Origin of the sequence: Pseudomonas sp. TWI929, from assembly GCF_039673335.1 — a bacterium.
In the GTDB taxonomy this organism is placed as follows: Bacteria; Pseudomonadota; Gammaproteobacteria; order Pseudomonadales; family Pseudomonadaceae; genus Aquipseudomonas.
The window spans coordinates 85,468-102,020 of sequence record NZ_JBDJLK010000005.1 but is presented as its reverse complement, the minus strand read 5'-3'; the positions used below and the strand labels follow the sequence as shown (position 1 = coordinate 102,020).

The 16,553-nt window shown below is 53.4% G+C and carries 14 protein-coding genes; 10 read left to right on the top strand and 4 right to left on the bottom strand.

Annotated features, from left to right (window positions below; all coding sequences use genetic code 11):
* The first annotated feature begins 10 nt into the window (after window positions 1–10).
* The 5 genes from ABE456_RS04470 (at window position 11) to ABE456_RS04450 (ending at window position 5,610) form a co-directional block, all read left to right on the top strand.
* Window positions 11–325 carry an NAD(P) transhydrogenase subunit alpha gene (locus ABE456_RS04470; RefSeq protein ID WP_049278353.1) on the top strand — a complete coding sequence of 105 codons (315 nt, stop codon included), beginning with the start codon at window positions 11–13 and terminating at the stop codon, window positions 323–325.
* A 2-nt stretch (window positions 326–327) separates the two neighbouring features.
* Window positions 328–1,764 (top strand): NAD(P)(+) transhydrogenase (Re/Si-specific) subunit beta, encoded by a 1,437-nt coding sequence (locus ABE456_RS04465; RefSeq protein ID WP_346642895.1) that lies wholly within the window; start codon window positions 328–330, stop codon window positions 1,762–1,764.
* 388 nt (window positions 1,765–2,152) lie between these two features.
* Window positions 2,153–4,564, top strand: a complete 2,412-nt coding sequence (locus ABE456_RS04460) for a membrane-bound PQQ-dependent dehydrogenase, glucose/quinate/shikimate family (RefSeq protein WP_049276373.1) — start codon at window positions 2,153–2,155, stop codon at window positions 4,562–4,564.
* A 93-nt stretch (window positions 4,565–4,657) separates the two neighbouring features.
* Complete coding sequence (locus ABE456_RS04455; protein WP_080983719.1) at window positions 4,658–5,113, top strand: GNAT family N-acetyltransferase; 456 nt, start codon at window positions 4,658–4,660, stop codon at window positions 5,111–5,113.
* A gap of 173 nt (window positions 5,114–5,286) precedes the next feature.
* Entirely contained in the window at window positions 5,287–5,610 is a 324-nt protein-coding gene (locus ABE456_RS04450; protein WP_080983720.1) for a winged helix-turn-helix domain-containing protein, read from the top strand.
* Between the two features lie 208 nt (window positions 5,611–5,818).
* Here ABE456_RS04450 and ABE456_RS04445 read toward each other — a convergent pair whose 3' ends face one another.
* Window positions 5,819–6,613 carry an OBAP family protein gene (locus ABE456_RS04445; protein ID WP_346642894.1) on the bottom strand — a complete coding sequence of 265 codons (795 nt, stop codon included), beginning with the start codon at window positions 6,611–6,613 and terminating at the stop codon, window positions 5,819–5,821.
* Between the two features lie 844 nt (window positions 6,614–7,457).
* Between ABE456_RS04445 and ABE456_RS04440 the strand changes: the two genes are divergently transcribed.
* Window positions 7,458–8,738, top strand: a complete 1,281-nt coding sequence (locus ABE456_RS04440; RefSeq protein ID WP_346642893.1) for a hypothetical protein — start codon at window positions 7,458–7,460, stop codon at window positions 8,736–8,738.
* A 551-nt stretch (window positions 8,739–9,289) separates the two neighbouring features.
* Here the strand turns inward: ABE456_RS04440 and ABE456_RS04435 are convergent.
* A complete protein-coding gene (locus ABE456_RS04435) occupies window positions 9,290–9,619 on the bottom strand; it encodes a helix-turn-helix transcriptional regulator (protein ID WP_346642892.1) in 330 nt (109 codons plus the stop codon).
* 192 nt (window positions 9,620–9,811) lie between these two features.
* On the opposite strand from ABE456_RS04435, the gene ABE456_RS04430 reads away from it, so the two are divergent.
* The 3 genes from ABE456_RS04430 to ABE456_RS04420 all read left to right on the top strand — a co-directional run bounded on the left by ABE456_RS04430 (window position 9,812) and on the right by ABE456_RS04420 (window position 13,692).
* Window positions 9,812–10,057 carry a hypothetical protein gene (locus ABE456_RS04430; protein WP_049276385.1) on the top strand — a complete coding sequence of 82 codons (246 nt, stop codon included), beginning with the start codon at window positions 9,812–9,814 and terminating at the stop codon, window positions 10,055–10,057.
* 474 nt (window positions 10,058–10,531) lie between these two features.
* Window positions 10,532–10,897, top strand: a complete 366-nt coding sequence (locus ABE456_RS04425; RefSeq protein ID WP_319006751.1) for a histone-like nucleoid-structuring protein, MvaT/MvaU family — start codon at window positions 10,532–10,534, stop codon at window positions 10,895–10,897.
* 1,436 nt (window positions 10,898–12,333) lie between these two features.
* Window positions 12,334–13,692 (top strand): DUF4041 domain-containing protein, encoded by a 1,359-nt coding sequence (locus ABE456_RS04420; RefSeq protein WP_346642891.1) that lies wholly within the window; start codon window positions 12,334–12,336, stop codon window positions 13,690–13,692.
* Between the two features lie 56 nt (window positions 13,693–13,748).
* Here ABE456_RS04420 and ABE456_RS04415 read toward each other — a convergent pair whose 3' ends face one another.
* Both ABE456_RS04415 and ABE456_RS04410 read right to left on the bottom strand, forming a co-directional pair.
* Window positions 13,749–14,633, bottom strand: a complete 885-nt coding sequence (locus ABE456_RS04415; protein WP_346642890.1) for an ImmA/IrrE family metallo-endopeptidase — start codon at window positions 14,631–14,633, stop codon at window positions 13,749–13,751.
* A complete protein-coding gene (locus tag ABE456_RS04410) occupies window positions 14,611–14,955 on the bottom strand; it encodes a helix-turn-helix transcriptional regulator (RefSeq protein WP_346642889.1) in 345 nt (114 codons plus the stop codon). The genes ABE456_RS04415 and ABE456_RS04410 overlap by 23 nt, the downstream gene beginning before the upstream one ends.
* 500 nt (window positions 14,956–15,455) lie before the next feature.
* Here ABE456_RS04410 and ABE456_RS04405 point away from each other — a divergent pair, with 500 nt between their 5' ends.
* Window positions 15,456–16,541 (top strand): multiubiquitin domain-containing protein, encoded by a 1,086-nt coding sequence (locus ABE456_RS04405; protein WP_346642888.1) that lies wholly within the window; start codon window positions 15,456–15,458, stop codon window positions 16,539–16,541.
* Window positions 16,542–16,553 lie beyond the last annotated feature (12 nt).

Genomic DNA, 16,553 nt, shown 5'->3' with positions numbered 1-16,553 from the left:
GAGCACGACAATGGAAGACATGCTGATTTCCCATGGCATCTACAACCTCATCATCTTCGTGCTGGCCATCTATGTGGGCTACCACGTGGTGTGGAACGTCACCCCGGCACTGCACACGCCGCTGATGGCCGTGACCAACGCCATTTCTGCCATCGTGATCGTCGGTGCCATGCTGGCCGCCGCCCTCACCGTGACCCCTGCCGGCAAGCTGATGGGCACGCTGGCCGTGGCCTTGGCTGCGGTCAACGTGTTTGGTGGCTTCCTGGTCACCCGTCGCATGCTTGAGATGTTCAAGAAGAAAACTAAGAGCGAGGCGAAGAACTAATCATGAGCATGAATCTGGTAACGCTTCTCTACCTCGTCGCCTCGGTGTGCTTCATCCAGGCGCTCAAGGGCCTGTCGCACCCGACCACGTCGCGGCGCGGCAACCTGTACGGCATGATCGGCATGGGGCTGGCGATCCTCACCACCGTTGGCCTCATCTGTAAGCTGGGTGCTGAGCTGGGGACTGCCGGCATAGGCTACGTGCTCGTCGGCTTGCTGGTCGGTGGCACTGCCGGTTCGATCATGGCCAAGCGCGTCGAGATGACCAAGATGCCGGAACTGGTCGCCTTCATGCACAGCATGATCGGCCTGGCTGCGGTGTTCATCGCCATCGCCGCCGTGCTGGAGCCGCAGTCGATGGGCATCGTTGCCGCAATCAGCGACCCGATCCCCACCGGCAACCGCCTGGAGCTGTTCCTCGGCGCTGCCATCGGTGCAATCACCTTCTCCGGTTCGGTGATCGCCTTCGGCAAGCTGTCGGGCAAGTACAAGTTCCGCCTGTTCCAGGGTGCCCCGGTACAGTTCCCCGGCCAGCACAAGCTGAACCTGATCCTCGGCCTGACCACCATCGCCCTGGGCCTGCTGTTCACCTTCACCGGTCATTACAGCGCCTTCACCCTGATGCTGGCCCTGGCCTTCGTCATGGGCGTGCTGATCATCATCCCGATCGGCGGCGCCGACATGCCGGTGGTGGTGTCGATGCTCAACAGCTATTCGGGCTGGGCAGCCGCCGGTATCGGCTTCTCCCTGAACAACTCGATGCTGATCATTGCAGGCTCGCTTGTGGGTTCGTCCGGTGCCATTCTCTCGTACATCATGTGCAAGGCAATGAACCGCTCGTTCTTCAACGTCATCCTCGGTGGCTTTGGCGGCGATACCGACGCCGGCGCCGCTCAAGGCTCGAAAGAGCAACGCCCGGTGAAGTCCGGTTCGGCCGACGATGCCACCTTCCTGCTCAGCAACGCCGACAGCGTGATCATCGTCCCGGGCTATGGCCTGGCGGTGGCCCGTGCCCAGCACGCGCTGAAGGAGCTGACCGAGAAGCTGACCCACAACGGCGTGACCGTGAAGTATGCCATCCACCCGGTGGCGGGCCGCATGCCCGGGCACATGAACGTGCTGCTGGCCGAAGCCGAAGTGCCATACGACCAGGTGCATGAAATGGATGATATCAATTCAGAATTCGGCCAGGCGGACGTCGTTCTGATACTGGGGGCCAATGACGTAGTCAACCCGGCGGCGAAGAATGATCCCAAATCGCCAATCGCCGGCATGCCGATCCTCGAAGCGTTCAAGGCCAAGACCATCATCGTCAACAAGCGCTCCATGGCCAGCGGCTATGCTGGCCTAGATAACGAACTGTTCTACTTGGACAAGACCATGATGGTGTTTGGCGACGCCAAAAAAGTAATCGAAGATATGGTGAAAGCGGTGGCTTGAATCGTCTGGACGGGCGTGGCGAACCTGCCGCGCTCTGAGGACTTCCCGTTTAGATTTCTTCTGGAGAAGATTTTGAGCTGCTATCAGAACTGGTAATAATTCAGATTAGGCACTGCGTCACATTGACTCAGCTGGCGGCTGTCCTTACCATCCTCCAGCTTCCTCTACGACCTTGCAGGGTCGTTTTTTTAATCGAGTCAATGAGAGCGCTCTCATATAGACACGGTGTGCCTACAGCGCCTATCTCATCCGGGTGAATGAGAGCGCTCTTAATCGAGGCGGCGCGGGGTGAGTCGTGGAGACGTTCATCACCTGAGGACGCAGCTCAATGAGGTAACAGCTTCAACCGTGATGGCTGACATTTTTGTGTTTTCTGGTAGGAATTAGTATGAAATTGAGAGGAATTGTACCGATTGGGATCGGTGTCTTGTTGGTTGCGCTGGGCCTTGGGCTCGGCTATGGCGGAGGCAAGCTGATCTCTCTGGGGGGGAGTTGGTATTACCTGATAGCAGGCGCGCTTATGGCCGCAAGCGGTATTGCATTGATCCGCCGTAAGGTCGTAGCTACCTGGGTTGGCTTGGGGCTTCTGGCTTTGACCTTGGTCTGGGCATTGTGGGAGGTGGGCTTCGATTTTTGGCAGCTGGTACCCCGGCTGATCACCTTTATCGTGATTGCTCTGGTTTTGACGTTGCTAGTGCCTCTGCTTGAGGGTAATCGTCGCTTCCTGGGCGTCGCCTCCCGTAGCGTGATCAGCGCAGCACTGGCGATCAGCCTGATTGGATTTGGCGTCGGTATGTTCCGGCCGCATGCCACTGTGACAGCCCAGAAGGGGGCGGTCTCCCCGGTTGTTGTACCTAATGCTGGAGCGTCCGACGGTGATGACTGGACAGCTTATGGTCGAAACACTCACGGTGAGCGATTTGCCCAATTCGATCAAATCAACAAGGGCAATGTTAAGGATCTGCAGGTTGCTTGGACTTTTCGTACCGGTGATATGGCCATCAACGGCGCAGAGTACCAAGGGACTCCACTGAAGGTTGACGACACTGTTTACCTCTGTACTCCCTTGAACAAGGTGTTTGCGCTCGATCCGGTCAGTGGGGCAGAGAAGTGGAAATATGATCCACAGATCAAAGAGACCCCAGCAAATAAGAGCTGGAAACGTTGCCGTGGTGTCGGTTACTACGACGCGGAAAAGCGTGTTCAGGCATCAGCAGAAACAACTGTGCCGTCCTCTATCACGAGTGCCGGTATCGAACCAGCAGAATGCCGTCGTCGCATCATCACTACCACTGTCGATGCACGCCTCATTGCCCTTGATGCAACAACTGGCAAACCGTGTGAAGGCTTCGGTGATCACGGTGTTGTAGACCTGCTGAAAGGGATTGGCCCAAATACCGATGGTTCCTACTACCTCACATCTGCACCGTTGGTGGCGGGCGATGTCGTCATTGTTGGTGGGAAAATCAACGACAACCTGACAACCGGTGAGCCTTCAGGCGTCACACGTGGTTTTGATGTTCGTACGGGGGAGTTGTTGTGGGCGTGGGATGCTCTGAATCCCAAGCGCGGAGATCCACTACCGGCGGGCGAAAACTATCCGACCGATTCTCCAAACTTCTGGGGTACAGCATCATACGATGCTGATTTGGGGCTGGCCTACATTCCCACCGGCAATCAGACTCCTGACTTCTGGAACGGCGACCGCAACCCAGGATCGGATGCGTACAATGATTCGATCGTAGCTATTGATGTCAAAACTGGCGTTGACAAGTGGCATTTCCGTACCGCCAATAATGACATGTTTGACTATGATGTATCGGCTCAACCCATCCTTTATGACCTTCCTAATAAAGACGGTGGAACCACACCGGTTGTGATAGCGCTTACCAAGCGTGGCCAAATCTTTGTGCTTGACCGTCGGAACGGTAATCCCGTATTCCCGGTCGAGCAACGTAGGGTTGCAACTGATGGCGTACCGGGAATGCGGATTTCCCCAACTCAACCGTATTCACAATTATCCGTTGGGGCCGAACGCCTCAAGGAATCGGATATGTGGGGGGGCACAATCTTCGATCAACTGATGTGCCGCATCGATTTTAAAGAAATGCGCTGGGAGGGTGAATTCACACCGCTGGTGGAGGGGCAGGCCACTTTGATCTACCCAGGTTATTATGGCGGCTTCAACTGGGGCGGCGGTGCTCTCGATGCATCCACAGGCACACTGATTGTTAATGATATTCGTATGGCGCAATGGGGTCGGTTCATCAAACGTGAAGACGCCAAGCGTATCGGGCTCAAGCCAAGCACCGAAGGCGAATACTCGGAGCAACTGGGCACTCCGTGGGGCGTGGAACGTTCGATGTTCGTTTCAGCACTTGGTGTTCCGTGCTTCAAACCGCCTTTCGGCACCATGACTGCTATCGATTTGACCAATGGTAAGACCAAGTGGCAGGTACCTATGGGCAGCATTCAAGATGCTCCAGTGCGCGGTATCGTGCCTGGTGTCTACATGCCGTTGGGCATGCCGACAATGGGTGGGCCTCTTGTTACCAAAAGTGGACTTACTTTCTTCCACGCCACTCTGGATTATTACATTCGGGCACTTGATAGCGACACAGGCAAAGAAGTTTGGCGTGCACGTCTGCCAGTGGGTGGGCAAGGTGCTCCAATGTCTTACGTCGCACGAGATGGGAAGCAGTACATAGTTGTGACAGTTGGAGGCGCAACACGTACAGGTACCAACGATAATCGTGGTGACTATGTTATTGCCTACGCTCTACCGGATGTCGGCAAGTAATTGAGCTTGGTGCAGGCCGTGTTATGCGGCCTGCAGCACTGAAATTACTGTGTTTGGGATGTAAGTTCCTAGTGAGTTGGTTCGGAGTCTATTATGTTGATTCAGCGAGCAGGTTCGGCTGACTGGGAAATTGTTAAGCGGTTGTCTGCAGAGTTATCAAAAGAGCTTAGCGGGATGTCATCACAGTCTTGCAAGGAGCTCAATGATGGAGAGCTCGAGCATTTTTTGAGTTTCGATGATCGTGTTGTTTGCTACTTGCTTTATGAAGGGGGACGGCCTGTTGGACTCATACTTTCGTGCGAAGTCGTCAATTTTTCTGCCGGCGGGAGGTGTGGGTTGATTACAAATTTGTACGTTGTTCCTGAGCGCCGTCGTGATGGATTGGCAGTCGCTCTGGTTAAGGCGGTACATAAAGAAGCAATACTGCGCGGGTGGCAAATGTTGGAGATCGCATCCTCGACGTGTACGCACCATGAGAAATTGTATGAATTTTATCTCCGTAATGGTTTCAATGAAATCGAGCCTCAGTTACGAATGAGATTACGATGAGGTCGGATGGTCTGAGTGAATTTCTTCGCTCATAGGTATCGTGTTTTATGTCGATTTTTTGTCTGGTCGCGTATTTTTTTGTCGCTGGGTGGTTCGATCGCTAGGTTCGCCGATTAGAAGTTTTTAGGTGGTTGCTTAGCTTTCGTGATTTTGACTTTTGAAGGTTCTGATCAATGGTCTCGTTATCCGCAGGATCATGCGTTGTTGTTTCAGGTTTGAAGCTAGATGGTGCTAAAAGGATGGTTGCTTTAGGTAATAAGTCAATAATTTTGCGGCTGACGCCTTTCAAGATTTTAGAGTTGCTGGTGATGAATTCGGGTCAGGTGGTAAGTAGACAGTCAATCTTTAGTATGATATGGGGCTTCGACTTCGATCCTGGAACTAAGAGGCTGGACGTTCACATCAATTACCTACGAAATAATTTGCTGATTTTTGGAGGGGCTATAAATATTGTGACCCGTCGCGGTTCAGGGCTTTGCTTTATTGGCAGGCCCTGATGGGAATGGAGCTTCGAGAGTCGTAATCGCGCTCACTCCTAAAATTGTTATCACTGCTGGGTTGGCTTCGTGCCAAACTCCTCTACCGCTCGGAACTCATCTTCAGGCAGGCGGGTCTTCAACTTAAGGATTTCCCCGTCAGCGCCGTTCTCGATAGAGGCGCCTTCAGTGCTTGCCTTCTGGTTGCTGCTACACCCTGACCTCCAGTCTATTGACTAGAGCGGCTGGTCGTAGTCGTTGGAGTCGAGGTGGCCGGACAGTGTAGATGGGTACCGGTTGAATCGGTGATCTGGATGACCTTTCCATGCCGCCAGCCATCCGCACCGGTATCAGTAGGGGAGATAGAGATCTCTGCACGCTGAGCCCTCGTCTTCGTAGCCTTCATCCCCAGACACTGATTCCGCTGCTCCACTATCTTTGGATCAGCCTGGCAATCCGCTATGAACCCCATCATCAACTGCGGGACGCCCACCGGTAAGGCTTTGTCCTGGTCGCTGTGCCACGTGTGCCATGTCTTCCCATAGGTATGCGCAAGCCGCTCCATCAGCGCATGTTCAGCAGGTGTAGGAATACCTGGTGCAATCAACTGACCGGACGAGACTTCATACTCATGGCTGTGCCACATCGCCTTCTCCTTGGTCGGCAGACCAGCAAACAGCTTCTCGTCGATGATGTACTCGACACCCATGATCTTCGCTTCCTTGGTATTACCGTCGAAGATGACGCACTGGATGACATCCTCATTCAGGATGGAGCAGTAGTGATGCGGTTCCATCTGCACATCAGGATGTCCGTTGTAAGTGTGGAAGCCATCCAGATAGGTATTGATAGCCTCGATGGGCGGCTTGGCCTGCAAGGTCGCGGCCCCGGCTTCCAACAGTTGAGTCTTTGCTGATTCGGGCCTGCCAGGTGTCTCCACAGGCGACTCCGTCGCAGGAGCAGAGCAAGCCCACAGAAGACTACAGGCCAGGGGAAGGGTTAAGAATCTGATGATCTGTGGCATGAGAGTGGCTCTGGCTAGTGTCCTCAAGGGACAGCCCGGGCCAGAAGAAAGGATAATTCAGAAGACAAACGGCTTGGGTCAATGACGAATTTCAGGCAAAAGAAAGCCCGCTGCTAGGCGGGCTAATGGGAGCTTCTATCACACGTAGGGATAGGGCAAGTGTTGCCTAGGTGTCGTGAAAATTGGGTGAAAGAAAAGTACCGACAATGTCATCACCAAACTCTACCAACGCAGGCCCGCCATGTGCACGTGATCTGCGACAGAGATTTGCGACGGTTTACTTCGTTCAATCTTGTGGTCAAATGGCAAGCGGAGCGCGCTGGCCTACTGGGCCAGAGGCGTGAGCATGGAAGCCCGTTAGGGCCGAACCAGAGTGACGCCAGGGGGCGGTTCACGACAGCCTCCCTAAGACCTATGCTCTCCATGGGAACCTCTTGAAGCGTCTCACCTCTTGATACCACGGCAGGCAGTGCGGCCGGTGGCCGTGCCTAAGCTTTTGCGCTTAGCCTTCCGGCGTATTCAGGAGGGATGACTGCGACCAGGTTGGCGCATCAGCTCTAGGTCGAACGCCCCCATCACTGACCGCTTTGACCCATAGCGGTCTGTGAGGTTGGCAGACATCGGCTACAAACCTCGTCTCTGTGAAATCGGTGAACGCAAGGTGCGGCGAGCGGTGAGGTGAACCATTGGCAGCCACACAAATAGAAATGACGCACTTATGGAGTCGCTGGATCGCACGCATGTAGGGCTTCACAGTGACAGATGCCGATAAATTGCCTGCACCGTTTATCCAGGATGGCTTTGTGATATCGTACGAAGTTTGGCCGCTATTAAAGGATTGAAGGTGTCTAATTCTTACAGATTTTGGAAGTTGCCTGCAGGGGATTTTGAAGCCCTTAAAGAAACTCTCGCGGCGCGATGCGAGGCTGCTGGCATCCAACTAAAAGATATAGACTATACGGGGCGATATGAAGGCCATATGGGCCTCGGCATGTCTTTTAAGTGCGGGAGGGAGCTGCGAGAGCTAGAGATCACCGATCACAATAAACTACCCCTAATCTTAGCCATACCATTCGAAAAGTACACTTTCTTGACGGGGCTAGAGGCTATTTGCAATTACGACGAGGGGGTGGTGGAAGTAATGGTCAGGCAGGCCGGAGCAATTAACCCGGTAATGCTTTTTGAAAAGCTGTTTGGTGCAAGCTGGAGAGAGCCAGATAAAGTTGAGCCGATACAGATTTCAAACTCCAGTGGATTTAGTGTTGAGATAGGCTTGGCAAGCCCTGCCTTTAATGCCCTCTGCGAAATTACAACACCTCGCACTGTGACTTTGAAGTTTTCAGGTGTGCAAGCGAAGAAGCATGATTCGGTGCTTGACATCATTCAAAAGGTGAGCGGATCACTTCTCTTTCAAATCGAATTGATGTCTGGTTTGGCACTAATTCTGAGAAGGCACAGGAAAGTAAATCATAAACACGAGGATAGCCAAGTCGCCGTGCCCCTCGACGTGAAGTTTCCAGACAGGGAATTTGACCATGCCCCTCTATCTTTGTATTGGTATGCGTGCAGCGCGAGCGGAATGCCTCTTCTTCAATATCTTGCATACTATCAGGTTATAGAGTTCTATTACCCTGTTTATTCTCAGGCAGAAGCTCATCGCAGATTAAAATCCATTTTAAGAAATCCCACGTTTCGAACTGAGAAAGATTCCGATATTTCTCGACTATTGAGTGCCATACAGGTCTCTCGGAGCGGAGCGTTTGGTGATGAGCGCACACAGCTAAAGGCGACAATTGATGAATGCATTGACGATGGTGACTTGAGGGAGTTCTTGAGTGGCGATGAGGAGTGCACAAAATTTCTGTCATCCAAATCTAAGCTGGCGGACACTAAGTTAAGCATAACTAATGCGGATAGTGAGCTCAAAGGGGAAGTGGCAAGGAGGATCTACGAGTTGCGATGCAAAATTGTTCATACTAAATCGGACTCGCGTGACAGTGATATTGAGCTGCTCTTGCCTTTTTCAAAAGAGTCAGACCTGATGCATCATGACATTCAGTTGATAAAATATGTTGCTCAGCAGGTGTTAATTAGAGGCAGCAGGAATTTGCACGTGCATACGTAAGCGCACGTCAACGCAAAGCCCTGTTCTGGCTTATCAATAGGAGTTTTTAACGGTACCAAGACCCCACTCTCAACGTGCGGGCCAGGTTTTCACACGTGCGTGATTTTTTTTGAGAGGATTTTTCGGAAGGCAGGCCGATGCCCTTCTTGAGGTCAGTCGAGCGGTAGGCAGAACCTGCTACTGAAAAGCAGCTATCGACAAGCCGCCTCCGCAGCGGCTGCCAGCAGCCTTACCTCTGTCAATGGCAGTTATGGGTCGAAAACAGCCAGCCGTGACAGTGCTGCTTGGATCACCGTAACTCCTTAGAGCGCCGCAAGTGGCCAAAAACCGTCAACGCTACTGCTACGCTTGGCCTCCATTTGTGACCAATGAAGCAAGCGGAGCGCGCCGGCCCGATGGGCCAGAGGCGTGAGGATGGAAGCCCGTTAGGGCCGACCCCTGGCGACGCCAGGGATCGGTTCACGACAGCCGTCCCCTATGAGGGGCACGCCCAGTGGCATCATTGCATCAAGCAGCTTCCCGCAGTCCTGAAGCTACCGTCTGGGTCGCATTTACGATGCCAATCGGATGCCACTAGGGTGGGGGGCTTCTTCCAAGCGAGGTAAGCCACCATCACGCTCCAGGCTCTCAATTTCCAAGCGAATATCATCGATAAGCTCCGCTGAGGATTTCCCAGATTCCAAGCTCAGTGTCAGCAGCGTCAGTGAGCTCACCTCCAGCCGCTGACTCACCTGCTCAAGCTTATCCAGCGTCAGGCTGGACTTGCCGCCTTCGAGCTTTGAAAGAAACGTCCGACTCGTGTCACCAAAGTCCCGCTGCGTGATTTTTCGCTGACTGCGTAGCGCCCGAAGGACGATGGCGAAAGACGATTTCAGTGACATATGCGATCTCTCCGCTTGAGCGTGTCTCCGGTTGAATCCACGTGGGATTTCCGCGCAGCCTCGAAGCTCTTGGGCTGGCCTAGCCCTGCGGTCAGGAGGAGCTACCGTTCCGTCGAAACACTGTTGATGCATCCAGTATATCTCGCTAAGCTCGTGAGGAGAACATTTGTACTACTCGCGGTGATGAGCGTTATGAACAAGCCAGACCAGACCCTTGATGATCGCTTTGCTTTTTTCTCGCGCGAGGAGCTGCTCGAGCAGCAGTGCCTGTTGCTGGAGAGCGAGCTGGCCGTGATGGGCGAGGAATTGACGGCCTCCCGCGAAAAGATTGCCACGCTGGTGTTGATGTGGACGGGCGTCAAAGCTGAGCTGCAGAAGGCGGAGACAGAGCTGACTCAGGCGAGGTATCAGCTTCAGGTGGGCAGTGCGGCTCACTGAAGATCCCTCATCCTCAAGTACCCAACTTTGAGAAGACCTGGCACCCACCTTGAATGAGCTGTCAGGTCTCATTATCTGACTCGCACCCCAGGTCTATTGCATGCCGGAGTTGTAGTGTTCTGACGAGATCCAGCGCACTACTTAGAAACGGGGAGGGCGTTCGTGTTTCCCTGCGCTCGTAGAAAGCGTTCCAGCTCGTCATGGAAGAGACACCCTTACCAGTCCATGTATCCGCAGTGCAGCTGAGATCGAACCTGAATCATACCGTAGGGTACTGCTGGGTGGGTTTTCTCAGTATTCCGATAAGTTTCCAGCCGCCGTGTCTGCAGCGAAGGCTCCAGCGCACTGGCCGTTCCTACCGTCCTCTTAAAATTTGAACAAATGGCTAAGAACCGCCCTCAAAATAGTTAGTCGGCATCAACCAATTGCTTTAAAGTGACACAATCTCTTCCATCGAATAATGAGGAAACATCAATGTCGCGTCTGGCAGAATTCCGTCAGCTTGAACAAAAATTGGCCGCTCAGTTGGCTGAGCTGGAAGCAATGAAGGGGTCTTCTGAGCTCAAGAGAGAAATCGAGTTTGAGACCAAACTGCGTGACTTGCTGGCCAAGTACGGCTTCAGCCTGCGGGACATCATCAACCTCTTGGATCCGCAATCCGGTCGCCGTGCTGCGCCTGCAGTGGTTGAGAAAGCTCCGCGTCGCGCTCGCCAGGTCAAGCAATATAAGAACCCCCACACGGGCGAAGTGATCGAGACCAAAGGTGGCAACCACTCGAAGTTGAAGTCCTGGAAAGCTGAATACGGTTCTGATGAAGTAGAAAGCTGGCTCTCTAAGTAAGTCGTAAGGGCTGAAGAAACCTCCGCTTGCGGAGGTTTCTTATGGCTTGAAAACGAGGTCTTATGTGCTGAGCCCACCAGCAACGGTAACTCATGCGTAGCCCCGCTGGATATGCAGGATCGCGAGTCTGCTTTCGGTAGGGCGGATAGAAGAGGCTCAAGACGATCAATGACTTCATGCTCTTCAAGCGGATGGACGTACTGACTCGATGCCGGTTTCTAAACCACCTTCAGTTCGGAGCCTTTTGAGCCCGCCAAGGCGGGATATGAGCGATGGCTCGTCGTGTGCGGGCTAGAGCTGGTTAGCCCAGCAGAGCAGCCATTTTTGTGTAGGTGACAGGGGATTAGAAAAGGGCTCACGAAAAATAATTTCATAACACCCCCTTGAAATTTTTTTTGCGAGACGGAGTATATATTTTGTAATCAACAAAAAGCAGTGTGCTAGGGCTCCCTCACCGTATCCGGCGCTGCTCCTACTGCTTCCAACCCATCGCTGGCCTTCAGTTACCCCTACGATTACTGGCTACTTTTTGATCAGTAATCTTCTCCTCGCGCCTTGATTAACTGACTATGGTTTTGGAGCCTCGATATATAGTCGCTTCCTCCGGCCTTAAGGCCGGCTAGCTTTGCTTTTGTACTCAAGTTCAGAGCCGCCCCCATTTTTTTTGAGATGGGATCGGGTGGAATGCTCTACTCAGGCTATGCCGCAAAAGAGGTAGGCTTCCAGAGCCGCGCCTGGCTGCTTGCGCAGTCGTAGATCGGTTTGCATGCTCTTCAGCTTCGCTGGCAAACGGGCCGAAGCCTGAGCACAAAGAGGGTTTTTCATTCGCGAAGACCATAAGGCACAGGTCACAAAAGCTACAGAAGGGCTGCATTACTGCGACTTGATCCTGACAGCCCAAGAGGCTGAGGATCTGCGCTCGCTCGTCAAAGAACTACAAGGGGCGGGGAGGTACCCTGGGCTCAGTGACGTGTTCAGAACGATCCTTGAAGAAACCTGGAGCAGTAATGAGCCTTGGCTCACCATCCCATCACCAGTTACGCCCGGGCGTGATTGATGTCATGCCACCTCCAGTGGGCGACTCGCAGGAATGCTATCTGTAACTCCCTTCTTTGAATTCCAGAGGTGTCATGGAACCTCGGAATTCGTAGTCGGGCATACCCCCTCCGATAACCTTGGCGGTGACGCAGATCTTCTCCGGGGACAGCAGGGCATCAGCTTGATATGAGCACCACAGAACGCTCGTAGAGCCCTCCACCCCAGCTACCTTCATGATGGCTTTCTGATTCCACTCCGGTTACGCTCATTCGTAGCAGGGAAGAGGCGCATTGAGCTAGTGCCGTGGGATTTTACACGGCAAATTATTGTAGGGCGTTCCGATACCTACCTCGTGCTTCTCCGGTCTATGCATTCGACTCAAAACGAGGAAGGAACCCATGTCGTTTAGTGACTATCTGAAAGGCCCAGCTCACCGACAGCGTGCAGAAGCTCTTGAGGCCCAGCTTGCGGAACTTCAAGTGCAGCATTCTCAGCTGCAAGAGCTCGTCACGAAAATCGGCGCCATGGACGTAGTGAATATCCAGAAGCTGATTGAGCAAGAGCAAGCGAGGCTAGCGGATGTACGCGAGCAAACCCAACGCTCAGAGAGAGAGTTGGCTGCACTCGCACAGCGCTCCACTGATCTGCAGGGGCAGATACTCGTCTGGGAAGAGACAGTGCTCCTGGAAAGCTTCGCCCTCTATGAGCCTAAGTTCAAGCTGATAACCAGCCTGGAGTACAAGGCTCGACTGGATCACGTACGTGATCGTCAAAAAGTCCTGATCAAAAATGGGCAGGCAGCCACCGGCAATACGAACTGGACGGTGAACAACAGCCAGGCCCAAGGTCGCAAGCTTGTGAACGACATGATCAAGCTGGTGATTCGCTCGTTCAACAACGAAGCTGATGCCTGCGTGGCCAACGTGAAATTCGACAACGTTGAGCTCGGCGAAAAGCGAATCCTCAAGTCGTTTGAGGCTTGCAATCGGCTAGGCAAGATCATGAGCGTAGAGATTTCTGGGGTCTACCTCGACCTGAAGCTCGATGAGCTGCACCTCGCTCATGAATTTCAGATCAAGAAGCAAGAAGAGAAGGAGGAGGCCAAACGCGCCCGAGAAGAGCTTCGAGAGCAGCAGAAACTCGAACAGGAAATTCGCGCGGCCCGGGAGAAAATCGCCAAGGAGCGCAAGCACTTCACCACCGCGATGCGTGACCTTCAGGCCCGCCTTGAACAGGTGCAATCTGAAGAAGAACGTTCAGCGCTGCTGGTGAAGCTGGCTGAGGTGGAGGCAGGTCGAGCCGAGCTCGAGAGCGAAGAAAAGCTCATTGACTACCGCGAGCAGAACGCCAAAGCCGGGTATGTGTATGTGATCTCGAACCTGGGGGCTTTCGGAGAAGGCATTTACAAGATTGGCATGACTCGTCGCCTTGAGCCTATGGATCGAGTTGATGAGCTTGGCGACGCCTCGGTACCTTTCTGGTTCGACGTGCATGCGATGGTTTTCTCGAACAACGCTCCAGCATTGGAAGCAAAGCTTCACGAGCATTTTGCATCTGGTCGGCTCAACAAGGTCAACGGGCGGAAAGAATTCTTCCGAGCTGAGATTGCTGAGATCGAGAAGGTCATTCGAGAAAATTACGATGCTGTCGTCGAGGTCATGCATGAGGCACCGGCGGAGCAGTATCGTGAAAGCCTTCGCATGGCTTTGCCCAAGCCTACGATCCAGCAATCAGTGAGTATGGCTGCGCAAATCTAAGCGAAGCTCTTGGATTGTGCTGGCCGATCGCAGCCGGATCGGCTCGCAAAAATGCTTCAACGGAAGCTAGGAGTTCCCGAGAGGGGAGTCAAAAGGTCTTCGTCATCACCATCCTCGCCATCGCGTTTGGGGAGGATTAAGACTGCAAGGGTGTAATTGAATCCGTCACCCTCGATAACAAATGCGTGCTCTATTATCTCCATCCCTTCTGGTTCCTTGGGGAACCAAGCTTGTGCATCAAGGCGCGCTTTTTCTCCGGTCGCTGAGCGAACGACACGGTGAATCGCAGATCCTGTTGGAACCTCGATGGGCTGCTTTGAGGTAGCTAAGTAGGCTCCGCTCTTGAAAGCACGATCATTCGAGGATGACCAATCGAGGAACCCATCCTTGGCGGCAGCTACGACTACTCGCCCTGGAGCAATTTCCCGCCACTTTAGCGCTGCAGCAGTGAGAGACACGTCATAGCGATCTGCACAGTGTCTCATCAATTCGATCGAGAACTCATGACCAGCGACCTGGTTTCGGAAGTCGTCCGCGGGCATGAGGAGATAGGAGGCGAAAATGTCAGCCTCCGTTTCAATTTTTTTCCCGAGAGCGTCCCAGGTGTGCATGTCTTTGGGGGCGCATTCGAATTTTTGCTGCAGCTCACGGTGGAGGATGTAGTGAGCGAATTCATGAGCAATGGTGAAATTTATCCGCCCCGATGAGCCCAAATTTTCATTGATTCCGATGATCCACTTATCATTCTTGGGGCTCCGCATGAGCATGCCTTCGAAGCTAGGGATCGATACTTCTTTGATAGCCGAAATAGGCGCTTCAGGGCACACCGATTTCGAGAAGTCGAGCGCAATGTCTCTAACCTTTACGGGAAACTGATCAAACCCACTGATCCTCAGAATCTTAGTGATTCTGTTGGCTTCATTCTTCGGATTTTTCTCCATCGCCTTCCTCCCACCAAGCATCCACGATTTTTCGAAGGCGCTTTTTGTCGCTCTCCTCAAGCGATTGGTACTTCCTGAAAAAAGCGCTATCGGATTCCTCACCCGGACAAATCTCTGTTGCGCTCCCAAGCAACGTCTCAGGTGTGAGATTCAAAGCAAGCGCAATCTTGTTCACCTTATCCACTGACGGATTAGGTTTGTCTCTGTTTTCAAGCTCCCACAGGTAGCTCTTGCTGGAGTCTGTTAACTCCGCAAGTCGCTCCAATGAAATGCCGAGCTCTCGCCTCCTGGCGCCGATTTTCATTCCAAGGCTTGATGCCACCGTAGTCACCTCCTAAGTCGTTCGGTGAGTGTACCACTGTACCGAACGTAAAAAACCCTGTTGACAGGGTAGGCCGATCAGGCGCACAGTGAGGTCATCGTTCGGTGACCTGTTATGTCAGCGTTCGGTGGGAAGGAATGCAGAGCCGAGGAAGCCTGCTGGAATAGGCTCTACGTTTAGGCAGGCTGAGAGGTGGATTGGTCAGCCTGGCCTTATGACAATGAGAATAGGCTTAACGTCCGGATGAGCGCAGGCGCCACGACGGAAGGGGAAGAAGGAGAGAGGATGGAGTAGAGAAGGAAGAAATTGACTGGTCACATAATCAGAGGTGCTGGGAAACGCAACTGCCATTGCGCCCCAGCGAGTGCATGAAGAATGCAAGCACACATTCAGTATCTTCATGCGCCATCGGGTAGTCAAGGCTACGCGATGCTCTGACGCACTCTCGAAGCCCGTCAGGGTACTTGTTCACGCCTGAAAAGAGGCGTGTGGAGATACGTATGAACGAATTTACTCAGAGTCATATTTTCATCGCTGGTTTGGATCTCGAATTCAAACCGGTTCCGATCAACGATGAGACACCAATCGGAACGCAGATTGCCCGGGCCGGTGGTTTTCTCCCCGATCAGATGGCTACGGTTCTCCAAGCGCTTTCTTCTGGTGCGTTTGAAGATATCCGCCCGGATGAGCTCGTAGATTTGGCGGCAACCTCTCGCCGTTTCATCGTGGTTGAGTCCGATCGCTCCTACTACTTCGCGGTGGATGGCCAGCGTTACGAATGGCCATGCAAAATCATCAACGGCCACACCATTCGGAAGCTGGCACAGGTTGGAGAGAACCTCCGCTTGCTGCAGCAATTGGAAGAGGAAGCTGATCGCGAGATCGCAGACGCTGATGTCGTCAATCTGGGCGATGAGGGCATCGAACGCTTTGTTGTCCGCAAGGCGGTCTGGAAGCTGAAGATTCAAGGCCGTGTTTTTGAGTTCGACAAACCTCATGTAACCGTTCGGGAAGCCGCTTCCCGCGCAGGACTGGATGTCGCTCTTGAGTGGAAAATTACCCTCACGGCTGCCGGGCACCATTCCGAACTGCATGGCATGGACGCAATCGTTGACCTCAGTGCTCCAGGCACTGAGAAGCTCCGCTTCAGCCCAAAGGATGTTGGGAATGGTGAAGTAGCCGCAGCTCAGCGTCGTGTTTTCAACGTGCTGCCAGCTGATACGGCGTACCTTGATCAGCTTGGCTTGCGCTGGGAGACCTGTATCGGCACTGATGGCCTGCGTTATCTGCTTATCCATGACTATGAACTGCCGGCAGGCTACAGCCATCAGTTTGTTCAGCTGGCATTGCTTGTGACGCCAGGGTATCCCGTCGAGCAGTTGGACAGCTTCTATCTGTACCCGCATGTATCTCTGGTATCGGGCGCGCCTCTGGCGAATGTTGAACTGACGGCTCAGATCGACGGTTGTGGTTTCCAGGGTTGGTCACGCCACCGGACAACTGTCCCGTGGAATCCGCAGGCTGATAACGTGATCTCCCAACTGGCTCTCGTTGAAGGATGCCTTCTCAAGGAGGTTGGGCAATGAAAGCAGGGGCGA

Excerpts from the sequence above, each read along its gene's own strand:
- ABE456_RS04425 (WP_319006751.1), top strand. The coding sequence starts at position 10,532 with ATGTCGCGTCTGGCAGAATTCCGTCAGCTTGAACAAAAATTGGCCGCT.
- ABE456_RS04450 (WP_080983720.1), top strand. The coding sequence starts at position 5,287 with ATGGTCTCGTTATCCGCAGGATCATGCGTTGTTGTTTCAGGTTTGAAG.
- ABE456_RS04465 (WP_346642895.1), top strand. The coding sequence starts at position 328 with ATGAGCATGAATCTGGTAACGCTTCTCTACCTCGTCGCCTCGGTGTGC.
- ABE456_RS04460 (WP_049276373.1), top strand. The coding sequence starts at position 2,153 with ATGAAATTGAGAGGAATTGTACCGATTGGGATCGGTGTCTTGTTGGTT.
- ABE456_RS04470 (WP_049278353.1), top strand. The coding sequence starts at position 11 with ATGGAAGACATGCTGATTTCCCATGGCATCTACAACCTCATCATCTTC.
- ABE456_RS04455 (WP_080983719.1), top strand. The coding sequence starts at position 4,658 with ATGTTGATTCAGCGAGCAGGTTCGGCTGACTGGGAAATTGTTAAGCGG.
- ABE456_RS04415 (WP_346642890.1), bottom strand. The coding sequence starts at position 14,633 with ATGGAGAAAAATCCGAAGAATGAAGCCAACAGAATCACTAAGATTCTG.
- ABE456_RS04430 (WP_049276385.1), top strand. The coding sequence starts at position 9,812 with ATGAACAAGCCAGACCAGACCCTTGATGATCGCTTTGCTTTTTTCTCG.
- ABE456_RS04405 (WP_346642888.1), top strand. The coding sequence starts at position 15,456 with ATGAACGAATTTACTCAGAGTCATATTTTCATCGCTGGTTTGGATCTC.
- ABE456_RS04445 (WP_346642894.1), bottom strand. The coding sequence starts at position 6,613 with ATGCCACAGATCATCAGATTCTTAACCCTTCCCCTGGCCTGTAGTCTT.
- ABE456_RS04420 (WP_346642891.1), top strand. The coding sequence starts at position 12,334 with ATGTCGTTTAGTGACTATCTGAAAGGCCCAGCTCACCGACAGCGTGCA.
- ABE456_RS04435 (WP_346642892.1), bottom strand. The coding sequence starts at position 9,619 with ATGTCACTGAAATCGTCTTTCGCCATCGTCCTTCGGGCGCTACGCAGT.